The following is an 18132-nucleotide window of genomic DNA, read 5'->3' on the forward strand; positions in this document are numbered from 1 at the left end:
GAATTCACACTAATTTTTAAATTACTTATTGTTGTAGCTTTGACAAAGTTTAAAACTTTGTCAAAGCTTTAATTCGTGAAAATTTGTGAAATTCGTGGCAGACAAAAAATTATAAATTAAATATTTTATAACTCTGATGTGTTGATTTTACGATAGCTTCGGTGCGTTCCGGATGTGTATCAGAAATAAAAAGCTGACCGAAAGTTTCGCTGTTTACCATTTCGATAATTTTAGAAACGCGGGTTTCGTCAAGTTTGTCAAAAATATCATCAAAAAGCAAAAGTGGTTTTACACCGCTTTGTTTTTTTAGGAATTCAAATTGAGCGAGCTTTAAAGCAATTAAAAACGATTTTTGCTGACCTTGAGATCCGAATTTTTTTATCGGATGAGAATCAATTTCAAACGATAAATCATCTTTGTGAATTCCTGCACTTGTATAATGTAATGCACGATCCTTGTTAATGTTTTCCTGTAAAATGGTCAACAGGTCTTTTTCATACAAATGACTTTCATAGACCAATTGCACCGTTTCTTCAGATCCTGTTATTGCCTGATGGTGTGTATTAAATATAGGTATAAATTGTTCCAGAAAATCTTTTCTCTTTTCAAAAATAAATTTTCCAAAGCCATCAAGTTGCTCGTTATATATAGATAAGGTGTCGTTGTCGAAAACATGATTTAATGCAAAATACTTTAATAAAGCATTTCGCTGGGCAATTATTTTTTGATATTGAATAAGCTGATGCAAGTAAGTCGAATCTAATTGTGAAATCACGCTGTCCATAAATTTACGGCGTGTTTCACTTCCTTCAATAATTAAATCACGATCTGCCGGAGAAATAATGACTAGTGGAACAAACCCAATATGATCAGAAAATTTATCGTAAGCCTTCCCATTTCTTTTCAGGATTTTCTTCTGCCCTTTTTTCAAACTGCAGACAATTTGTTCTGTTCTGCCGTTTTTTTCCAGTTCGGCATCAATTACAAAAAACTCTTCACCATGTTTGATGTTTTGCACTGCAAGCGGATTAAAATAGCTTTTTCCGTAAGCTAAATGATAAATAGCATCAAGCACATTAGTTTTACCAATTCCGTTTTTTCCAACAAAACAGTTGATCTTGATATCAAAATCAAAACTAGCCTCGGAGAAATTTTTATAATTGAATAAAGAAATTTTGTTTAAATGCATTTTTTAAAGGAACTCTATGGTAGAATTTGATGTTTAATAATGAGTATTTCTCTTTTTAATTGAGTTTTTCTGCTACGAATTAAATTATTAAAAAGGATTTGTCAGGCAAATTTAATTCTTTAAACGCTTAATCTGCGATAATCTTAAAAATCTATGCCGAAATAATATTTTAAGGTAATAAAAAGTTTATTTCGAATATTGAAAAAAGAATCATTTAAGTGGGTGAAAAATGTGTTTAAAGTATTTGTTTTTAATGAGTTGCGTTTTGTTATTCTGGTGGTGATAAGAAAAAAACGGAGATTATCTAAAATATTTTATATTAAATAGATATAAAATTGATTTTTTTTACTTCAGTTTCAATAAAAATTTTATTTTTGCCGTTCACTAAATTAATTTTAAATGGCTACTTACAATAAAAGAGGATATAAAGCACCAAAAGAAAAGGAAGTTAAAGAAGTAAATGAAGAAACACAGGTAATTATTGATGAAAAAGACAGTACAACAGCTGGTGTTTTTTCAAAATTAGATGAAACTGCTTCAAAAACTGAGGATTGGGTTGCTAAAAATCAAAAAATCATTATTGGTTTAGTTGCTGGAATTGCAGTTGCTACTATTGGATATTTGGCTTACCAAAAATTTATCGAAGCTCCTAAGCAAGATGAAGCTGCAAACGAAATGTTTGTTGCTCAACAAAATTTCCAAAAAGCGACTGACGGTGTGGCAAGCGATTCATTATATAAATTAGCTTTAAATGGTTCTGAAGGTAAATTCGGATTCATTAAAATCGCTGAAGAATATTCTGGAACAGATGCTGGTAACTTAGCGAACTATTATGCTGGTATGGCTTATTTAAATACTGGTAAATTTGACGAGGCAATTAAATATTTAGGTGATTTTAAATCTGAAGATTTAATTTTAAGTGCTTTGGCAAAAGGTGCAATTGGAGATGCTTACTCTCAAAAAAATCAACAAAAAGAAGCTCTTGACTATTACGTAAAAGCTGCTGAGTCTAATAAAAACGATTTTACAACACCTCGTTTCTTATTAAAAGCAGGAAAAACTGCCATTGCTTTAGGTCAAAAAGAAGACGCTTTAAAATATTTAACAGATATTAAAGAAAACTACGATACAACTCCGGAAGCTGCTTCTGTTGATGCATTGATCGGATTAGCACAATAAATTTATTGTAGAGTTCAGATTTTAGATTTTAGATTTGTATTTTTACAATCTGAAATCAAAATTCTAAAATCTTAAATATAAAAGATGGCTACTGAAAATAAAAATTTATCAGAATACGATAAAAACACAATCCCAAATGCGAAAGACTTTCGATTTGGGATTGTTGTTTCTGAGTGGAATGAAAACATAACTGAAGGACTTTACAATGGCGCTTTTGATGCGTTAATTGACTGCGAAGTTCCCGCAACACAAATCATTCGTTGGAATGTTCCAGGAAGTTTTGAACTGATTTACGGCGCAAAAAAAATGTTGCAAACACAAAATGTTGATGCCGTAATTGTAATTGGATGTGTAATTCAGGGACAAACCAAACATTTTGATTTTGTTTGCGAAGGTGTTACACAAGGAATTAAAGATTTGAATGTTCAAACAGATATTCCCGTTATTTTTTGTGTATTAACAGATAATAATATCCAGCAATCTATTGATAGAAGTGGAGGTATTCACGGAAACAAAGGAACCGAGGCTGCAATCGCAGCAATAAAAATGGCATACATTCGTCAACAAGCTTCTATGTCGCATCCATTTAATCAGCCGTTGTTAACTTCTGGCGCGATTCAAATAGAGGAAACTCCTAGAAAAATAGATAAAGAATAAAACACAATTGTTTTAAAAATATTAAAACCTATACTGTGTAAAAATAGTATAGGTTTTTTGTTTTTTTTATGACTGATGAAGTTCTAAAACCCAATAGAAATTCATTAAATTTGTAGACCTTGGATTTTAAAACCATAAATAAATTAATAGTATCAATCTGAGATTTTTACAATATAATAAAATCAAAGCATAAACCTTAAACCCAAATTTTTTAATGTCGAGTATTATCCAATTACTTCCTGATCACGTTGCTAATCAAATTGCCGCTGGAGAAGTGGTTCAAAGACCCGCTTCGGTAGTCAAAGAATTGCTCGAAAATGCTGTTGATGCCAATGCAACCGACATTAAGTTAATTATTAAAGATGCTGGTAAATCTTTGGTTCAGGTTATTGATAATGGTAAAGGTATGAGTGTGACCGATGCGCGTTTGTGTTTTGAACGTCATGCAACCTCAAAAATTCGTCAGGCCGAAGATTTATTCTCCTTATGTACGAAAGGTTTTCGTGGAGAGGCCTTGGCATCTATTGCGGCAATTGCCCATATGGAAATGAAAACCAAGCAAGATCAGGATGAACTTGGTACGCATATTATTATCGAAGGAAGTAAATTTGTCTCTCAGGAAGTGGCAGTTTTACCAAAAGGGACTTCATTTGCAGTAAAAAATCTTTTTTTTAATATTCCAGCTCGTCGTAATTTCTTAAAGTCAGATACAGTTGAGTTTCGACATGTTATGGATGAATTTCAGCGTGTAGCATTAGCGCATCCAAATATTCATTTTACTTTTTATCATAACGGCAGCGAAATGTATAATTTGCCTGCCGCAGGTTATCGCCAGCGAATCGTTGGAATAATGTCTGGTAAAACCAATGAAAAGTTGGTTCCTGTAAATGAAGATACTGAAATTATAAATGTTCAGGGGTTTGTTTGCAAACCTGAATTCGCCAAGAAAAACAGGGGAGAGCAATTCTTTTTTGTAAACGATCGTTTCATTAAAAGTGGTTATTTGCATCATGCAGTTATGGCAGCTTATGATGGACTTTTGAAAGATGGTTCGCAACCCAGTTATTTCTTGTATTTACAAGTTCCGCCAAACACAATTGATATCAACATTCATCCAACAAAAACTGAAATTAAGTTTGATGATGAACAGGCTTTGTATGCTATTTTAAGAGCCTCTATTAAACATAGTTTAGGTCAGTTTAATGTGGCGCCTGTTTTAGATTTTGATCGCGATTCGAATTTAGATACACCTTATCATTATAAAGATTTAGAGGCCGAAACTCCTACTATTCAGGTCGATGGAACTTTTAATCCATTTACAGATGATAAAACAAATCAGCATTACTCTAAAGCAAGTTCTGGCTCGGGATCAGGAAGTTATAGTTCAGGATCAAGCTATAGTTCAGGTTCAGGTTCCAATTCTTATTCGGGATATTCAAAAAGAGTAGAACCAACGGCAAGTTGGGAAAGTTTATATGTTGGTCTAGATACAGAAAGTGTAGAAAGCATAGAAAGTTCGCCTTTTAATTTTGAAAATGAAGAAGTAACATCTTCTTTATTTAATGATGATGAAGTAGAACAAGCGACTCAGAAAACCTATCAAATTCATAAGAAATATATTGTTTCGCCAATAAAATCGGGAATGGTCATTGTCGATCAGCAACGAGCACATCAACGTATTTTGTACGAACAATTCTTGTTGAACATGACCGTAAATCAGGCTTCAAGCCAGCAATTGTTATTTCCTTTAGATTTATTTTATTCTTCAGATGAAATGACATTAATCGAAGAATTGAAACCTTCTCTTGAAACAACAGGTTTTGTTTTTGAACAAGCACAAACAGACCATATCGTGATTTCCGGAATTCCGGTTAATATTACAGAAAGTGAAGTTTCGATGGTAATCGAACAATTATTAAGTGATTTGCAAGACGGAATCCCAGCGAGCAGTTACAGTCAAAATGATACAATTGCCAAATCGATGGCGAAAAGTTTAGCAGTTAAAACCGGATCTTATTTAACCGAAAAAGAACAGGATAATTTAGTAAACGGATTGTTTGCCTGTAAAGATCCAAATATTTCACCTTTTCAAAAACCAACTTTCATCACAATGCGTGTGGAAGATATAGATAAAAAGTTTGCATTATGATGAACATAACTCCCGTAGTAAAACAATTATTGATTATTAATATCATATTTTTTATTGGTGCTCAGTTAGTACCGGTTTCTTATGAATATTTAGCACTTTTTTTTCCTGAAAATCCTGGTTTCAAAGTTTGGCAACCAATTACTCATATGTTTATGCATGGCGGATTTGCTCATATTGCATTTAATATGTTTGCCTTATATTCATTTGGTTCTACGCTGGAGCATTTTTGGGGTGGAAAGAAATTTTTGTTTTTCTACATTTCATGCGGATTAGGTGCTGCTTTGATAAATTTTGCTGTTAATTATTATTTTTATCAGGACAGCTTAAATATCTTAATTGCCAATGGTTTTCATAAAGCTGATATTCTCAGCTTATTAAACGATGGCAAAATAGATACAAGATGGCAGCAAATATTGACAGTTTCTGAATTTAAACATTTCACTGAAGCTTATTTAGGAACGGTAGTTGGTGCTTCGGGAGCAATTTATGGTCTTTTAGTTGCCTTTACCTTTATGTTTCCTAATGCAGAATTGGGAATTATGTTTATTCCAATTCCGATAAAGGCAAAATATTTTGTTCCAATTTACATGCTTTTATTTGATGGCTTCTTTGGGATTTTTGGCAGTTCATTTATGGGAATAGAATCTGGTATAGCTCATTATGCGCATATTGGCGGAGCTTTTTTTGGATTTATGATTATGTGGTACTGGAAAAAAAATCAGTTTAATAAAAATCGTTGGAATTAATTTTTAACTTTAGATAATCAATTATCCCGAGGTTTCGGGACCAAAAGAAGCTTTTATGAATATTCTTGATGATTTAAAATTACAATATAAGTTGGGTGGAATTGCAATGCGCGTTATTTACTGGAACGTTGCTTGTTTCCTTATTTCTCTGGTTTTTTATAATTTTTCAATTGGTCAGTTTGAATTTCCAAATTGGCTTGCATTGTCGTCAGATCCTCAGGTTTTTATGTTTAAGCCCTGGACATTTTTAACCTATGCTTTTTTTCATGACGGATTTTGGCATTTGTTGTTTAATATGATGGTGCTAAATTTTTCCAGTACTTTATTTCTAACGTATTTTACTCAAAAACAATATTTAGGCTTATACATTTTAAGTGCTGTTTTTGCCGGAGTAATATTTGCATTGAGTTATTATTTTTTAAACTATTCAGCGTCAATAGTTGGAGCTTCAGCTGCAATAATGGCAATTTTGGTAGCGACAACAACTTATCAGCCTTTAATGAATATTCGTTTGCTATTAATTGGAAATGTAAAATTATGGCATATTACGGCTGTAATTTTAATTTTAGATTTAATGCAATTTCGCCTTGGTAATATGGGCGGACATATTTCACATTTAGCTGGTGCTGTTTTTGGATTTATTTTCATTAAATTGCTTCAAAATGGAACTGATTTGAGTATTGTGATTTCCAGAATATTAGATTTTTTTACAAATCTGTTCAGAAAATCGCCATCAACCCCCTTCAAAAAAGTTCATAAAAATTACAATAAACCTACACAGAAGCCAATATCAAAAATTGTTACGAAAGATAAAACGCAACAACAAATTGATGAAATATTGGATAAAATTAGCCAGTCTGGCTATGATTGTTTGACAAAAGAAGAGAAAGAATTTTTGTTTAAAGCAGGAAAATAATCCGTGTAACAAAGAAAAAATGAAAAACCTGTCGTGGTTTAATAAAATAATGTTCTTTTTGAATATAGTGCTAACTGTAATAACATTTAGTATCTACATTCTACCATTTCTGGCACCAAAAAGTTTTCCGCTTTTATCGGTGCTAACGCTCTTTATGCCGGCCTTTTTTGTTTTAAATGGATTGTTCTTCGTTTATTGGGCAATTCAGTTCAAGAAACGTCTTATTTTGTCTGGTTTGGTTTTGTTGACCGGAATCACGTTTATTAGTAAATTTTATAAATTCTCTCCTAAAGAATATATTGAAGATGAAAAAGATTTCTCAGTAATGAGTTATAATGTTCGTCTTTTTAATGTGTTTAAATGGTTGGATCGTGATGATATTCCGTCTAATATAAAAGCTTTTATTGATGAAAAAGATCCTGATATTTTATGTATTCAGGAATATTCTAACTCAGCACATTTAGATTTAAAAGTATATCCGCATCGTTATATTTTTATTGATGGGAATCAAATAAAAACAGGACAGGCGATTTTCTCAAAGTTTCCTATTATAAATGAAGGAAATATTATTTTTCCTAAATCAGATAACAATGTTATTTATGCTGATATAAAACGCGGTAAAGACGTTATTCGTGTTTATAACATGCACTTGCAGTCAATTAAGATTTCGCCTGATGTTGATAAAATTTCAGATGATATTGATAATGTAAATCAGCAAAAATCGCAACAAATTTACACCAGAATTAGCAAAGGATTTAGGCAGCAACAAGAACAGGCTGAGATTTTTAAAGAAAATATCAAGCAATGTAAAAATCCTATCATTATTTGTGGTGACATGAATAATAGTCCATTTTCATACGTTTACCGAAGCATAAAAGGAAAATTGAAAGATACTTTTGAAGAAGCCGGTGAGGGTTTTGGAGCAACTTATAAATTCCGTTATTATCCCGCCAGAATAGATTATATTTTCTCAGATAGTAAAATGAAAGTAAAGCAATTTGAAAGTTTTTCTGATTTTGAAAATTCAGATCATTATCCAATTATGACAAGACTTTCGATGGAATAAACTTAAGAAATTCCAAATTTTTAACCGAAGCATCGGGACCAAATTCCGAACTCCAAATTTGATGTTGAAAAGGAAAATTGTTTCTATTTTATTTCTAATTTTTGATTTTTCAGATAATCCATGGCAAATTTGCCTTCGTTAAAAAGCAAATCCAATACGCTTAGATTGTTTATAAACCCGTGTTTGTCATCAAATACCTGAGGATATTTTTCGAATGAATTTGGGTCCTTTTTTCCGTTTGCCAAATATCTGAAATCAGATATATTTTTTACTTCATGAAAGTATTCAGTTGTTTTGCTAAATTCAAGTTTCATTCTCAAACACTTCGTTACAATATCTAAAACTTCCATATTTAAATCCATTAGAAGAGTATACTTTTTTTCAAATATTGGACGAATATCATCTTCAAAAAATTCGAAAAAGGGAGAACTTCTATAGGCAGCTTCCAGAGATTTAAAGTGCTGTTTTTGCCAGTCAAATTCATTCTCGATCAAAACATCTCTCGTTTTTTGATGCGCTTCTTTACAATGCTTAACAGGAATATTTAATAACTGAATTCCGTTCGGACTATAGATGTAAGTACGGTTTCTGTTAGTTTGTTTTTGAAAATTATCTTCCATCTCAAAAGTAATATTTTCAGATTGAGCCATAACTGCAAAATGGCTAATTGATGGAAAATAGGTAGGAAGTAATAAAGAATTCATTGTTTTTTGTTTAAAAGTTTCAGGTTCCAAGTTTCAGGTTCGTATAAAACTTGAAACTTGGAACCTGAAACAAAAAATAACTATTTTTATTTATGCTTTGTTTTCTCTTCTTTTTCTCCAGAAATATTCTCCAACAAAATATACTGCAAGAAGAATAAGGAAATATTTAAAATAAGATTGTGGTTGTCCTTCACCGTCAACAGTCGTGAAAACTCTGCTCCAACGAATTTTATTGATTCCCTTACCATTAGTGTCCCAGCTTAGCCAGATAAAAACTGGTTTTCCTACAATGTGATCTTCAGGAACATAACCCCAATAACGACTATCTTCAGAGTTATGACGGTTGTCTCCCATCATCCAATAGTAGTTTTGTTTGAAGGTGTAACTATTGGTTTGTTTTCCATTAATTATAAAATGAGAACCATCTAATTCAAGAGTGTTTCCTTCGTATTTTGTTATAATTTCTTTGTAAAATGGCAGTGTTTCATTTGTTAATGTAACTGTTTTTCCAGCTTCCGGAATATAAATTGGGCCGTAGTTATCTTCGTTCCATTTATTGATATGTGGGAACACTCTATCATCACTATCTCTTTTTATTACTCTTGTCACTGCAGTAATTCCAGGAGTGTTTTTCAGGCGTTCAGCACTAGCTTCTGTTAAAGCACTAAAATATAAAGTGTCTCTTTTTTCGCTTTTGAAACCAGCACCATCCGTAATATCCATTTCTCTCATTAAAGTTTCGAAATCGATAGGCGTTTTTCCGTCTAAAGCTACAGAATAAGAATATTGAGGTTTTGCTCTTTCTGGTAAAACTAATTTTTTTCCGTTAATGAAAACAAATCCGTCTTTAATAGATAAACTATCACCAGGAATACCAACACATCTTTTTACGTAATTCGATTTTTTATCGATTGGTTTAATAACTCCGGGTCTTCCTTTTGGCTCATAAAAATAATGCACTGTATCGACCGGCCAGTTAAAAACTACAATATCTGTTCGTTTTATTTTTTCAAAAGCAGGCAATCTGAAATAAGGTAATTGCGGCCAGCTTAAATATGATTTTCTTTTAATGAATGGTATTGTATCATGTACCATTGGCAATGCTACAGTTGTCATAGGAACTCTTGGACCGTAATTTACTTTACTAACAAATAAAAAGTCTCCAATTAATAATGATTTTTCTAATGAAGAAGTAGGTATTGTATAAGGCTGAACCAGATAAGTATGTACTAATGTTGCTACAATAATTGCAAAAAGTAATGAACTTACGGTATCTGCAGCTTTATTTTCGGGAGTTAATTTACGATCTGAATTATATTCTAATTTCTGAGTATAATTTACGTAATAGATGTAAAATCCAAATGTTACAATTCCTAAAATGGTATCTAAAGTCGATTTTTTGCCAAATGTTCTTAAAGTTTCAACCCAAACAACTGGAAACATAATTAAGTTAATAATTGGAATAAAAAGTAATATTGTCCACCATGTAGGTCGGCCAATAATCTTCATTAAAACTATTGAGTTGTAAACAGGAATTGCTGCTTCCCAACTTTTTCTGCCGGCAGTCTGATACAATTTCCATGTTCCAATAAAATGAATAATTTGTACAGCTAAGAAAAATACGAACCAAAGATATAGAGTCATAATTTTATATTTTATGTTTCAAGTTTTCAGGTTTTTTTTAGTTGAAAACCTTACGCTTTAGATTAGTTTATTTTAGGTTTAAAACATCTTTCATACTATAAACCCCCTTTTTACCGGCTAACCATTCGGCAGCAATTACAGCTCCAAGTGCAAAGCCTTCACGGTTGTGGGCAGTATGTTTTAATTCGATGCTATCTACAATTGATTCATAAGTGACAGTGTGAGTTCCCGGAACGTCACCAATTCTTTTTGCTTCAATATGAATTTCATTATTTTTTGCTTCATCCATGGTCCAATTTGCGTAGTTGCTATTTTCAATAACGCCTTTTGCCAAAGAAATAGCTGTTCCGCTTGGAGCATCTAGTTTTTGTGTGTGATGAATTTCTTCCATCGTAACTTTATACGAATCGAACTGAGACATTATTTTGGCTAAATATTCATTTAGTTCAAAGAAGATATTTACACCAAGGCTAAAATTAGAACTAGAAATAAAACCACCTTGCTTTTCATTACAAAGTGCAACCATCTCGTCAAAATGTTCCAGCCATCCGGTTGTTCCCGATACTATTGGGACATTTGCATGAAAAGCACTCGAAATATTAGCTACAGCAGCGGTAGGAACACTAAAATCGATGGCGACATCTGCAGTTGAAAGTCCGTCGTAGGTATTAGATTCATCTTTCTTTAAAACAATTTCATGACCTCTTTCTAAAGCAATTCTTTCGATTACTTTACCCATTTTTCCGTATCCTAAAAGTGCAATTTTCATTATGTATATTTTTTTGAATTAAATAGAAATGAGTTCTATTTAAAAGCGGTAATTAAAAGTTAGTCCAACATTTGGTTTAAATGTTACATCGTTGGGATAGATTTCAGGTTTCATCGATAATCTTTCGTTTACGTTAAATTGAATTAACGCTGCATCAACATTGGCATCGATAATATTTAAGGCATAAAAGCCAACAACAAAGAGTAGAGATAAATCTCGATTTCTTTGATAGAATTTTTGACCGGCAATAAGTCTGCTGTCGTCTAGGAAATCGTACTTCCCGCCAGTTCCAGGGCCGTAACCTTCGAGTCTTCGTTTGTATTCGTCTCGATAATCTTTATATTTTCTGTTGTTGTCTATATAAAAATACATACTAGTTCCAATTGCTCCGTACACTAACGGAATTTTCCAGTATTTTTTGTTGTATGCCTGACCTAAACCAGGTAAAATTGCCGAATAAAAGGCAGCTTTTGCTGGTGTTAGCGGGTCTATTTCCTGCATCTTAGTAGTGTCTTTAGCGACTAAAACCGTTTCTTCTTTTGCCTGAGCAAAAAGAGAGACGGTTCCTAAGAGAAAGAACAATAGACTTATGGGGACAATTTTATTCACTATCCGTTTATTAATTTTATAATTCGATTAAAGTCAGCTTCAGAATTGAAAGGAATTGTGATTTTTCCTTTTCCGTTTCCGGCAACTTTTACATCAACTTTAGCACCAAAATAATCGTTGAAAGTATTTTTTTGCGTTTCTTTAACTACAAATGAAGAAGCTGATTTTGGTTTTTCTTCACCTTCAGGTTTTGGTTTTAAACTTTCGTGATAATTTTTTACCAAAGTTTCTGTTTCACGAACAGATAAATTTTGACTTACGATTTTTTGATAAATATCAGTTTGAATGTCAAGATCTTCGATATTGATAATAGCTCTACCGTGACCCATACTGATAAAACCATCACGAATACCCGTTTGAATAATCGGATCAAGTTTTAAAAGACGTAAATAATTGGCAATTGTAGAACGTTTTTTACCAACTCTCTCGCTCATTTGTTCTTGTGTTAATTGAATTTCGTCAATTAAACGCTGATATGAAAGTGCGATCTCGATTGGATCTAAGTCATGACGCTGAATATTTTCAACCAAAGCCATAACCAAAGATTCATTGTCATTCGCAATACGAATGTAAGCCGGAACCGTAGTTAAACCAACTAATGTAGAAGCGCGCAAACGGCGCTCTCCAGAAATTAACTGGTATTTGTTGAAGTCTAATTTTCGAACAGTAATAGGTTGAATTACACCAAGTTCTTTAATAGAAGTGGCTAACTCTCGTAATGATTCTTCATTAAAATTGCTTCTAGGCTGAAACGGATTTATTTCGATAGCACTTATTTCAAGCTCTATGATATTTCCAACAACCTTATCAGCATTTTTGTCTTCTACTGATGTAATGTCGTTTTCCGGATCTTTTAATAATGCTGATAATCCTCTTCCTAAGGCTTGTTTTTTAATTGCTTTTGTCATAAAAACTATTTACTGTTTTTCTTTATAATTTCCTGAGCTAAATTAATGTAATTAACTGCTCCTTTGCTGGTTGCGTCATAATTAATGATGCTTTCGCCAAAACTAGGTGCTTCACTTAATTTTACATTTCGCTGAATAACGGTATCAAAAACCATATCATTAAAGTGTTTTTGAACCTCTTCCACAACCTGATTTGATAAACGTAATCTTGAATCATACATGGTTAGTAGTAATCCTTCGATATCAAGATCCGGGTTGTGTATTTTTTGAATACTTTTTATGGTGTTCAATAATTTTCCTAATCCTTCAAGTGCAAAATATTCACACTGAATAGGAATAACTACAGAATCAGCAGCTGTTAAAGCGTTTAGTGTTAATAAACCTAACGAAGGTGCACAGTCGATAATGATATAATCATACTCGTCTTTTACACTTTCTAGTGCTTTTTTAAGCATGTACTCTCTGTTTTCTTTATCAACCAATTCGATTTCGATGGCAACAAGGTCAATGTGAGCTGGAATTACATCAACATTCGGAGCTGAACATTTAACAACAGTTTCTTTTGGGGTGTGGCTATGTTCAAGTATTTGATACGTACCGATTTCAACAGATTCTACGTCAATCCCTAGGCCAGACGTAGCATTCGCTTGAGGATCAGCATCGATCAATAATACTTTCTTTTCTAAAACACCTAATGAGGCTGCAAGATTTACAGATGTAGTAGTCTTTCCAACGCCTCCTTTTTGATTAGCAATCGCAATGATTTTGCCCATTTATTTTCTGAATTTTGAACCGTAAAAATACAATTATTTATGGTTTTTGAAAATCTATTTTGTTAACATTCGATAAACTTTAATTTACCGTTGTTTCGTGCGTGTTTCGGGGATTTTAATTCTTAAAATAAAGAAAAAATGACTCCGAAAATTCTTTATGTTTTGTCTTTAAAATGGAATAAAACTCCAGTTTTTGATTTTGAAGCAAAAATAAAGTTTTGGCCCGGTTTAATTTTTCTCGTTTAAATCTTTTACTAAACTCGCTGTAAAGTATAAAATTGTAATTCCGCCCAATATTATACACAGCCACATAAACCATCCTTGCTGCCAAAAAGATTTGTTTTCAACTTGTTTTTTTGAAGAAGAAATTTGTTTAATATCGTAAATGCTGGTTTGAGATAATTTTCCGGAAATATTGTTTTTAAAATCAGAAAGGTCATAATCAGGTTCATTCAAATTTTTATTGCCTGTTTTTATGCTGTATTTTTCATTTGCATATAATTCGACAATAGCTGAAACTGGTTTTTGGCTGTATTTTACTGATGTAATTGTCAGAGGCTGATTGTTTTTGTTTTCGATTTTTATATAGAAATCTTTTTCGAATATTTCCGGTATTGTAAAGCTGTTTTTTGTGTTTGAATTTAATTCAAATGAAACAATTTCTTCCTCTATTATTTCAGTTTTTCGTTTCGACTCTCGTTTTACTTTTCTGAAAATAACAGCTTTGCGTTTGTAGTAAGTTGGTCTCGAAATCTCAAAATCAATTTGATTGATAATTTGTGGTGCATCAAAAACAACCTGTAATTGAGTATGTTTTTGAGGAAGAAGAAGTTCAAATCGTATGGTTTTTTTCGGTTTGATATCCTGCAATATGTTTTTTTGAAGTTGAGTATTAAAATTACCAACTTTTAAAATATTAATAGGGAGTGTTTTTCGATCATCAAAATCAATTTTCAAATATTTATAAGTACTTAGCGGATATGAAATTGTCTTAACAACGCTTGCTTCTGAAGAACTGTTTAAGTCATCTAAAATTTGTGAATTGGATATTCCGAACCATTCTGTCTGATTGTTACTACCAGATATTGAATAGTTTTTTACAACGTCGGCATTTGCAATAAAAAGCGAAAGCTGGTTGTTGTTTTTAACAGATGGAATAGCAACAATAATCGAAGTGCTTTTCTTCGGGAAAACTGTTTTTGAAACAATTTCATATTCTTCAAAAGTACTTAATAATGCTTCTGAATTACTTTGAATAAAATACGGAACTTCTATTCCTTTAGCGTTAAAAATCCTGATATCGCTTAAATCCTGTTTTGAATAAGAACGAATTTCGGGTGACAAAATAATTTCATGAAAACCATTTTCGGTAACTTCTTTTATTTTTCCAGTTGTTTGAAATTGGGCAAACGAAAGATTTGTTAGCAATAAGAGAATAAAAAAACTATTTAATTTCATTGTTTTCATCATGTTTGTTTTCATCAATAACTAAAACTTTGATTTTTTGATAAACAAAAGAGATTATCAAAATTAAAATTCCTAAAAGGATAAAGGATATAATTTTCCCAGTTTCGGAAATGTTGCTGATATCGTAGAAAAATAATTTTACAATAGTCAGTCCAAGTAAACTCAGCGCAATAATTCGTAGTGTTTTTACTTGTTTTTTTATTCCGATAATTAAAAACACAAAGGCTAAAACTCCCCATAAAACAGGTAACCCGGTTTTGATGATTTTAATTCTGGCAATTTTAATTATATCATCGGCAATAGATGAACGAAGGTATAGTAAATCAGCTTTGCTATTGTTGGTTGCATAAAGTTCACTCGCATGCAAATCTTGTAGCGTAATTGGAGAATTCATTAAAATAAGGCCATGAAGCATCACTTCTGAACTGGCTATATAAATGATAAAAAATGCCGCTGCCCAAACAAAATAACGATTTTTGAAGAATTTAAAACTTATGTTTCTGTTGATTTGGAATAATTGATAAGCAGAATATGCAATTAAGGCCAGCGAAATATAGTGCAAATAATAAGCTATTGGTTTTCCGAATCCTGATGCTAAGATCTCTTTATGTTCGAAAAAAGCATAGTTTGAAAATCCGAAAGTAAATAAAACAATATTGATAATTACAATTACAGTCGCCAATGCATAATTTAATTCTGTTTTCTTTTTAATTAATGCGAAAGTTAAAATCGCACAGAATAATAAGTGATACACCGAAGGCAATGCAACAGCGCTTTTTGCACTTTCAATATGAGTATTTGCCTGGAAAATAACTTCGAGTAAACCAGTTAAATACAATATAATAATTCCTGAAATAAAAGCATATTGTTTATACTTTTCAGGATTAAAAGTAATGTTTAAAAAGTTGATATTTTCGGTTTCATTTTTCAATAAAAACCAAACTGCCAATAAAGAAGAAAATGCAAAAATGCCTGTTATAAATATCGGATTAATTATAATTTTTAAAGGTAAATCGCTATTGTAGAATAAATTCCAATCCATGATTAGGCTGATAATCATTAGCCCCTGAACAATTACAGAGCTAAATCGATAACTTGCAATTTTTGATTTTTGTGAAAGCCATAATAACAAAACAGCTTCGGCAGCCCAGAATAAAGTAATATAATTGCCTTCAAATTGAATAGGAATAGCAAGTGTTATAAATGTTAGCGTTAATCCAATTAATAAATAAACTGCTTTTTTGTCGAGACCGAATTTTTTGTACAAAAACCAGGCATATGTTAAGTTTAATAATGCAATAATAGTGGTGAACAAACCTCTAAATTCCGGATGAAAATTAGTTAAAATGGCCATTCCGGCTGCGTAGAATAAAAAGGTGTTGCTGGCTAAAATAGTCAATTGTGTTTTTGAGAATTCTCCTTTTGTTCTGATATTATTAATGATATTCATTAAAATAAAAATAAAGTAGAAAGCAAAACCAAATGCCAAAGCACCCATATAATGCGGTTTGATAGATTCAAGATCTTTATACAGCCATCCGCCGTATAATAAAATCGTAAAAATATAAGCAAGAACATTAACCAGATTCCATTTTTTGTAATAGGCGATGGCGAGAATTCCAATATTCAATATAATAATGTAGCTAAAAAGTACCACATAATTTCCTTCACCCGTGCTTACCATAAAGGGAACTGCAAATCCGCCAATTAAGGAAAGTACAGCAAGTTCCAGTCTGTTATACGATAATGATATCAAGGCACTAAAAGCCGTAATGACCACCATTATACTAAAAGCAACGGTTTGGTTGAACAGGTGATAATCGTGAAAAGCAATTCCGATCGTGAAATAGAATATCGCAATAGCGCCCGCAACAATTACAGAACTAAAGGCAGCATAATTTTTACGCAGTTTATGCGCAATTCCCATAACGAGTACACCACATAAAACACCAATTCCAACTCGCGCCGGCTCGTTGATCCAATTTTTGTCAATGGCGTATTTTACAAAATAACTAATTCCTAAAACCAGAATCAAAACTCCAATTTTATTGATTAGGTTTTCACCGATAAACTTCTCTAAATCGGGATTTTTTTCTTTGAAATTTTCCCAGAATGATTTTTCGGGAACTTCAGGAATAACAGATTTTGGTTTTTCTATAACCGGAGCAGCTTTTGTTTCCATAGAAAAAACAACTTTTTCTGCTTTTATTTCCGGAATTTCTTTCTCTACAGTTGTAAGAGGCGCAGAAAAATCGATAGGTTCTTCTGTTTTTATAATTTTTGGATCTTCCTTAACTACAGGAATAGGTTTTACCGAAAAATTTTCTGCCGGTTTTTCAGTTATTTTTAAAAGGTCTAATTTTTTATTCAACTTTTGAATGTCGTCTTCGAGATGATCAAACCGACTTTTTATCGTATTGAGAATGTAAATTAGAAAACAAAATAAAACTACGAAAAGAAAAACTTCCATATAGTATTTGATAACATGTTATGATTTGGTAAATATAATAACATTTTAATAGGGTAAGTTTTTTTTGCTTAAAAAGAATTAAGAAGAAAAAAAATGATCTAGATGGATAACAAAAAAAGATGGAATTTAATTTTCTATAATCTCAATTTTTACGAAAACGACCCCACTTTTTTTGTTTGAGGTAATATCCATAAAAGCTTTCTTACTCAGGTCAATTTCTCTTCCGTTTATAAATGGACCTCTATCTGTAACTACCACAATAACTGATTTGTTATTTTTTTCGTTTGTAATTTTTAGTTTTGTACCAAACGGAAGTTTTTTATGAGCTGCAGTCAATTTGCTATTGTCAAATCTTACGCCGCTTGCTGTTTTTCTTCCATCAAATTTATCATGATAATAAGAGGCGTGAGCATTTTCTTTGAACAATTTAAGATTTTTAATTTCTGTCTTTTCTTCTATCGAATCCCTACATTCTTGTGCCGAAATGCTGAGAGAAAAAAGGAAAACAATATATAGGAATATTTTTTTCATTTTTAAAATTTTGCACAAAGAGAATAAATTGGTGAAAATCTGATGTATTTAAGAAGTTCTATTAATTGTATAAAAAGACATAATTGATTATTATTTAATAGAATGTTTAAAAGAGAGAAAACAAGAAGTCACGAAAAAAGTATAGAAAGTATGAAAAGACTTTTGTTGGGTGGCAGGATTCGAACCTGTGGTCTTCCCGATTTTCAATCGGGACGCAATAATCGTTCTGTCTGTGATTTTAATTTTAGTGCAAAAAAAAAGTCTCTCCAATTAATATGAAAAGACTTTTGTCGGGGTGGCAGGATTCGAACCTGCGGCCTCCTGCTCCCAAAGCAGGCGCGATAACCGGGCTACG

General features: G+C 32.0%; 16 protein-coding genes. 6 read left to right on the plus strand and 10 right to left on the minus strand.

The window, feature by feature from the left end; translation table 11 throughout:
- Window positions 1-109: 109 nt before the first annotated feature.
- On the minus strand, window positions 110-1189 hold the full coding sequence (locus RT99_RS17565) for a DNA replication/repair protein RecF (RefSeq protein WP_042566018.1): 1080 nt from the start codon (window positions 1187-1189) through the stop codon (window positions 110-112).
- A gap of 399 nt (window positions 1190-1588) precedes the next feature.
- On the opposite strand from RT99_RS17565, the gene RT99_RS17570 reads away from it, so the two are divergent.
- From RT99_RS17570 to RT99_RS17595, 6 genes are all read left to right on the plus strand, one after another.
- Window positions 1589-2368, plus strand: a complete 780-nt coding sequence (locus tag RT99_RS17570; protein ID WP_042566019.1) for a tetratricopeptide repeat protein — start codon at window positions 1589-1591, stop codon at window positions 2366-2368.
- An 84-nt stretch (window positions 2369-2452) separates the two neighbouring features.
- Entirely contained in the window at window positions 2453-3025 is a 573-nt protein-coding gene (ribH, locus tag RT99_RS17575; RefSeq protein ID WP_042566020.1) for a 6,7-dimethyl-8-ribityllumazine synthase, read from the plus strand.
- A 214-nt stretch (window positions 3026-3239) separates the two neighbouring features.
- Window positions 3240-5174 (plus strand): DNA mismatch repair endonuclease MutL, encoded by a 1935-nt coding sequence (mutL, locus tag RT99_RS17580; protein WP_042566021.1) that lies wholly within the window; start codon window positions 3240-3242, stop codon window positions 5172-5174.
- Complete coding sequence (locus tag RT99_RS17585) at window positions 5171-5920, plus strand: rhomboid family intramembrane serine protease (protein WP_042566022.1); 750 nt, start codon at window positions 5171-5173, stop codon at window positions 5918-5920. Before mutL ends, RT99_RS17585 begins: the two co-directional genes overlap by 4 nt.
- Before the next feature lie 55 nt (window positions 5921-5975).
- The gene (locus RT99_RS17590; protein WP_042566023.1) at window positions 5976-6836 is read left to right on the plus strand and encodes a rhomboid family intramembrane serine protease; all 861 of its coding nucleotides are present in this window, start codon (window positions 5976-5978) and stop codon (window positions 6834-6836) included.
- Window positions 6837-6855: 19 nt separating this feature from the next.
- The gene (locus RT99_RS17595; protein ID WP_042566024.1) at window positions 6856-7902 is read left to right on the plus strand and encodes an endonuclease/exonuclease/phosphatase family protein; all 1047 of its coding nucleotides are present in this window, start codon (window positions 6856-6858) and stop codon (window positions 7900-7902) included.
- A gap of 83 nt (window positions 7903-7985) precedes the next feature.
- Here RT99_RS17595 and RT99_RS17600 read toward each other — a convergent pair whose 3' ends face one another.
- From RT99_RS17600 to RT99_RS17640, 9 genes are all read right to left on the minus strand, one after another.
- Complete coding sequence (locus tag RT99_RS17600) at window positions 7986-8606, minus strand: WbqC family protein (RefSeq protein ID WP_042566065.1); 621 nt, start codon at window positions 8604-8606, stop codon at window positions 7986-7988.
- 90 nt (window positions 8607-8696) lie between these two features.
- A complete protein-coding gene (gene lepB, locus RT99_RS17605) occupies window positions 8697-10250 on the minus strand; it encodes a signal peptidase I (RefSeq protein ID WP_042566025.1) in 1554 nt (517 codons plus the stop codon).
- Window positions 10251-10317: 67 nt separating this feature from the next.
- The gene (gene dapB, locus RT99_RS17610; protein ID WP_042566026.1) at window positions 10318-11019 is read right to left on the minus strand and encodes a 4-hydroxy-tetrahydrodipicolinate reductase; all 702 of its coding nucleotides are present in this window, start codon (window positions 11017-11019) and stop codon (window positions 10318-10320) included.
- A 39-nt stretch (window positions 11020-11058) separates the two neighbouring features.
- The gene (locus RT99_RS17615) at window positions 11059-11628 is read right to left on the minus strand and encodes a DUF5683 domain-containing protein (RefSeq protein WP_042566027.1); all 570 of its coding nucleotides are present in this window, start codon (window positions 11626-11628) and stop codon (window positions 11059-11061) included.
- A complete protein-coding gene (locus RT99_RS17620; protein WP_042566028.1) occupies window positions 11628-12536 on the minus strand; it encodes a ParB/RepB/Spo0J family partition protein in 909 nt (302 codons plus the stop codon). Before RT99_RS17620 ends, RT99_RS17615 begins: the two co-directional genes overlap by 1 nt.
- Before the next feature lie 5 nt (window positions 12537-12541).
- Window positions 12542-13309, minus strand: coding sequence for a ParA family protein (locus RT99_RS17625; RefSeq protein WP_042566029.1), 768 nt, complete (start codon window positions 13307-13309; stop codon window positions 12542-12544).
- Window positions 13310-13537: 228 nt separating this feature from the next.
- Window positions 13538-14767, minus strand: coding sequence for a hypothetical protein (locus RT99_RS17630; protein ID WP_131494928.1), 1230 nt, complete (start codon window positions 14765-14767; stop codon window positions 13538-13540).
- Complete coding sequence (locus RT99_RS17635; protein ID WP_371198032.1) at window positions 14754-17147, minus strand: DUF2339 domain-containing protein; 2394 nt, start codon at window positions 17145-17147, stop codon at window positions 14754-14756. The genes RT99_RS17630 and RT99_RS17635 overlap by 14 nt, the downstream gene beginning before the upstream one ends.
- Before the next feature lie 225 nt (window positions 17148-17372).
- The gene (locus RT99_RS17640; protein WP_052483721.1) at window positions 17373-17777 is read right to left on the minus strand and encodes a septal ring lytic transglycosylase RlpA family protein; all 405 of its coding nucleotides are present in this window, start codon (window positions 17775-17777) and stop codon (window positions 17373-17375) included.
- Between the last annotated feature and the right edge of the window lie 355 nt (window positions 17778-18132).

It is taken from the genome of Flavobacterium sp. MEB061 (assembly GCF_000834715.1).
GTDB lineage: Bacteria > Bacteroidota > Bacteroidia > Flavobacteriales > Flavobacteriaceae > Flavobacterium > Flavobacterium pectinovorum.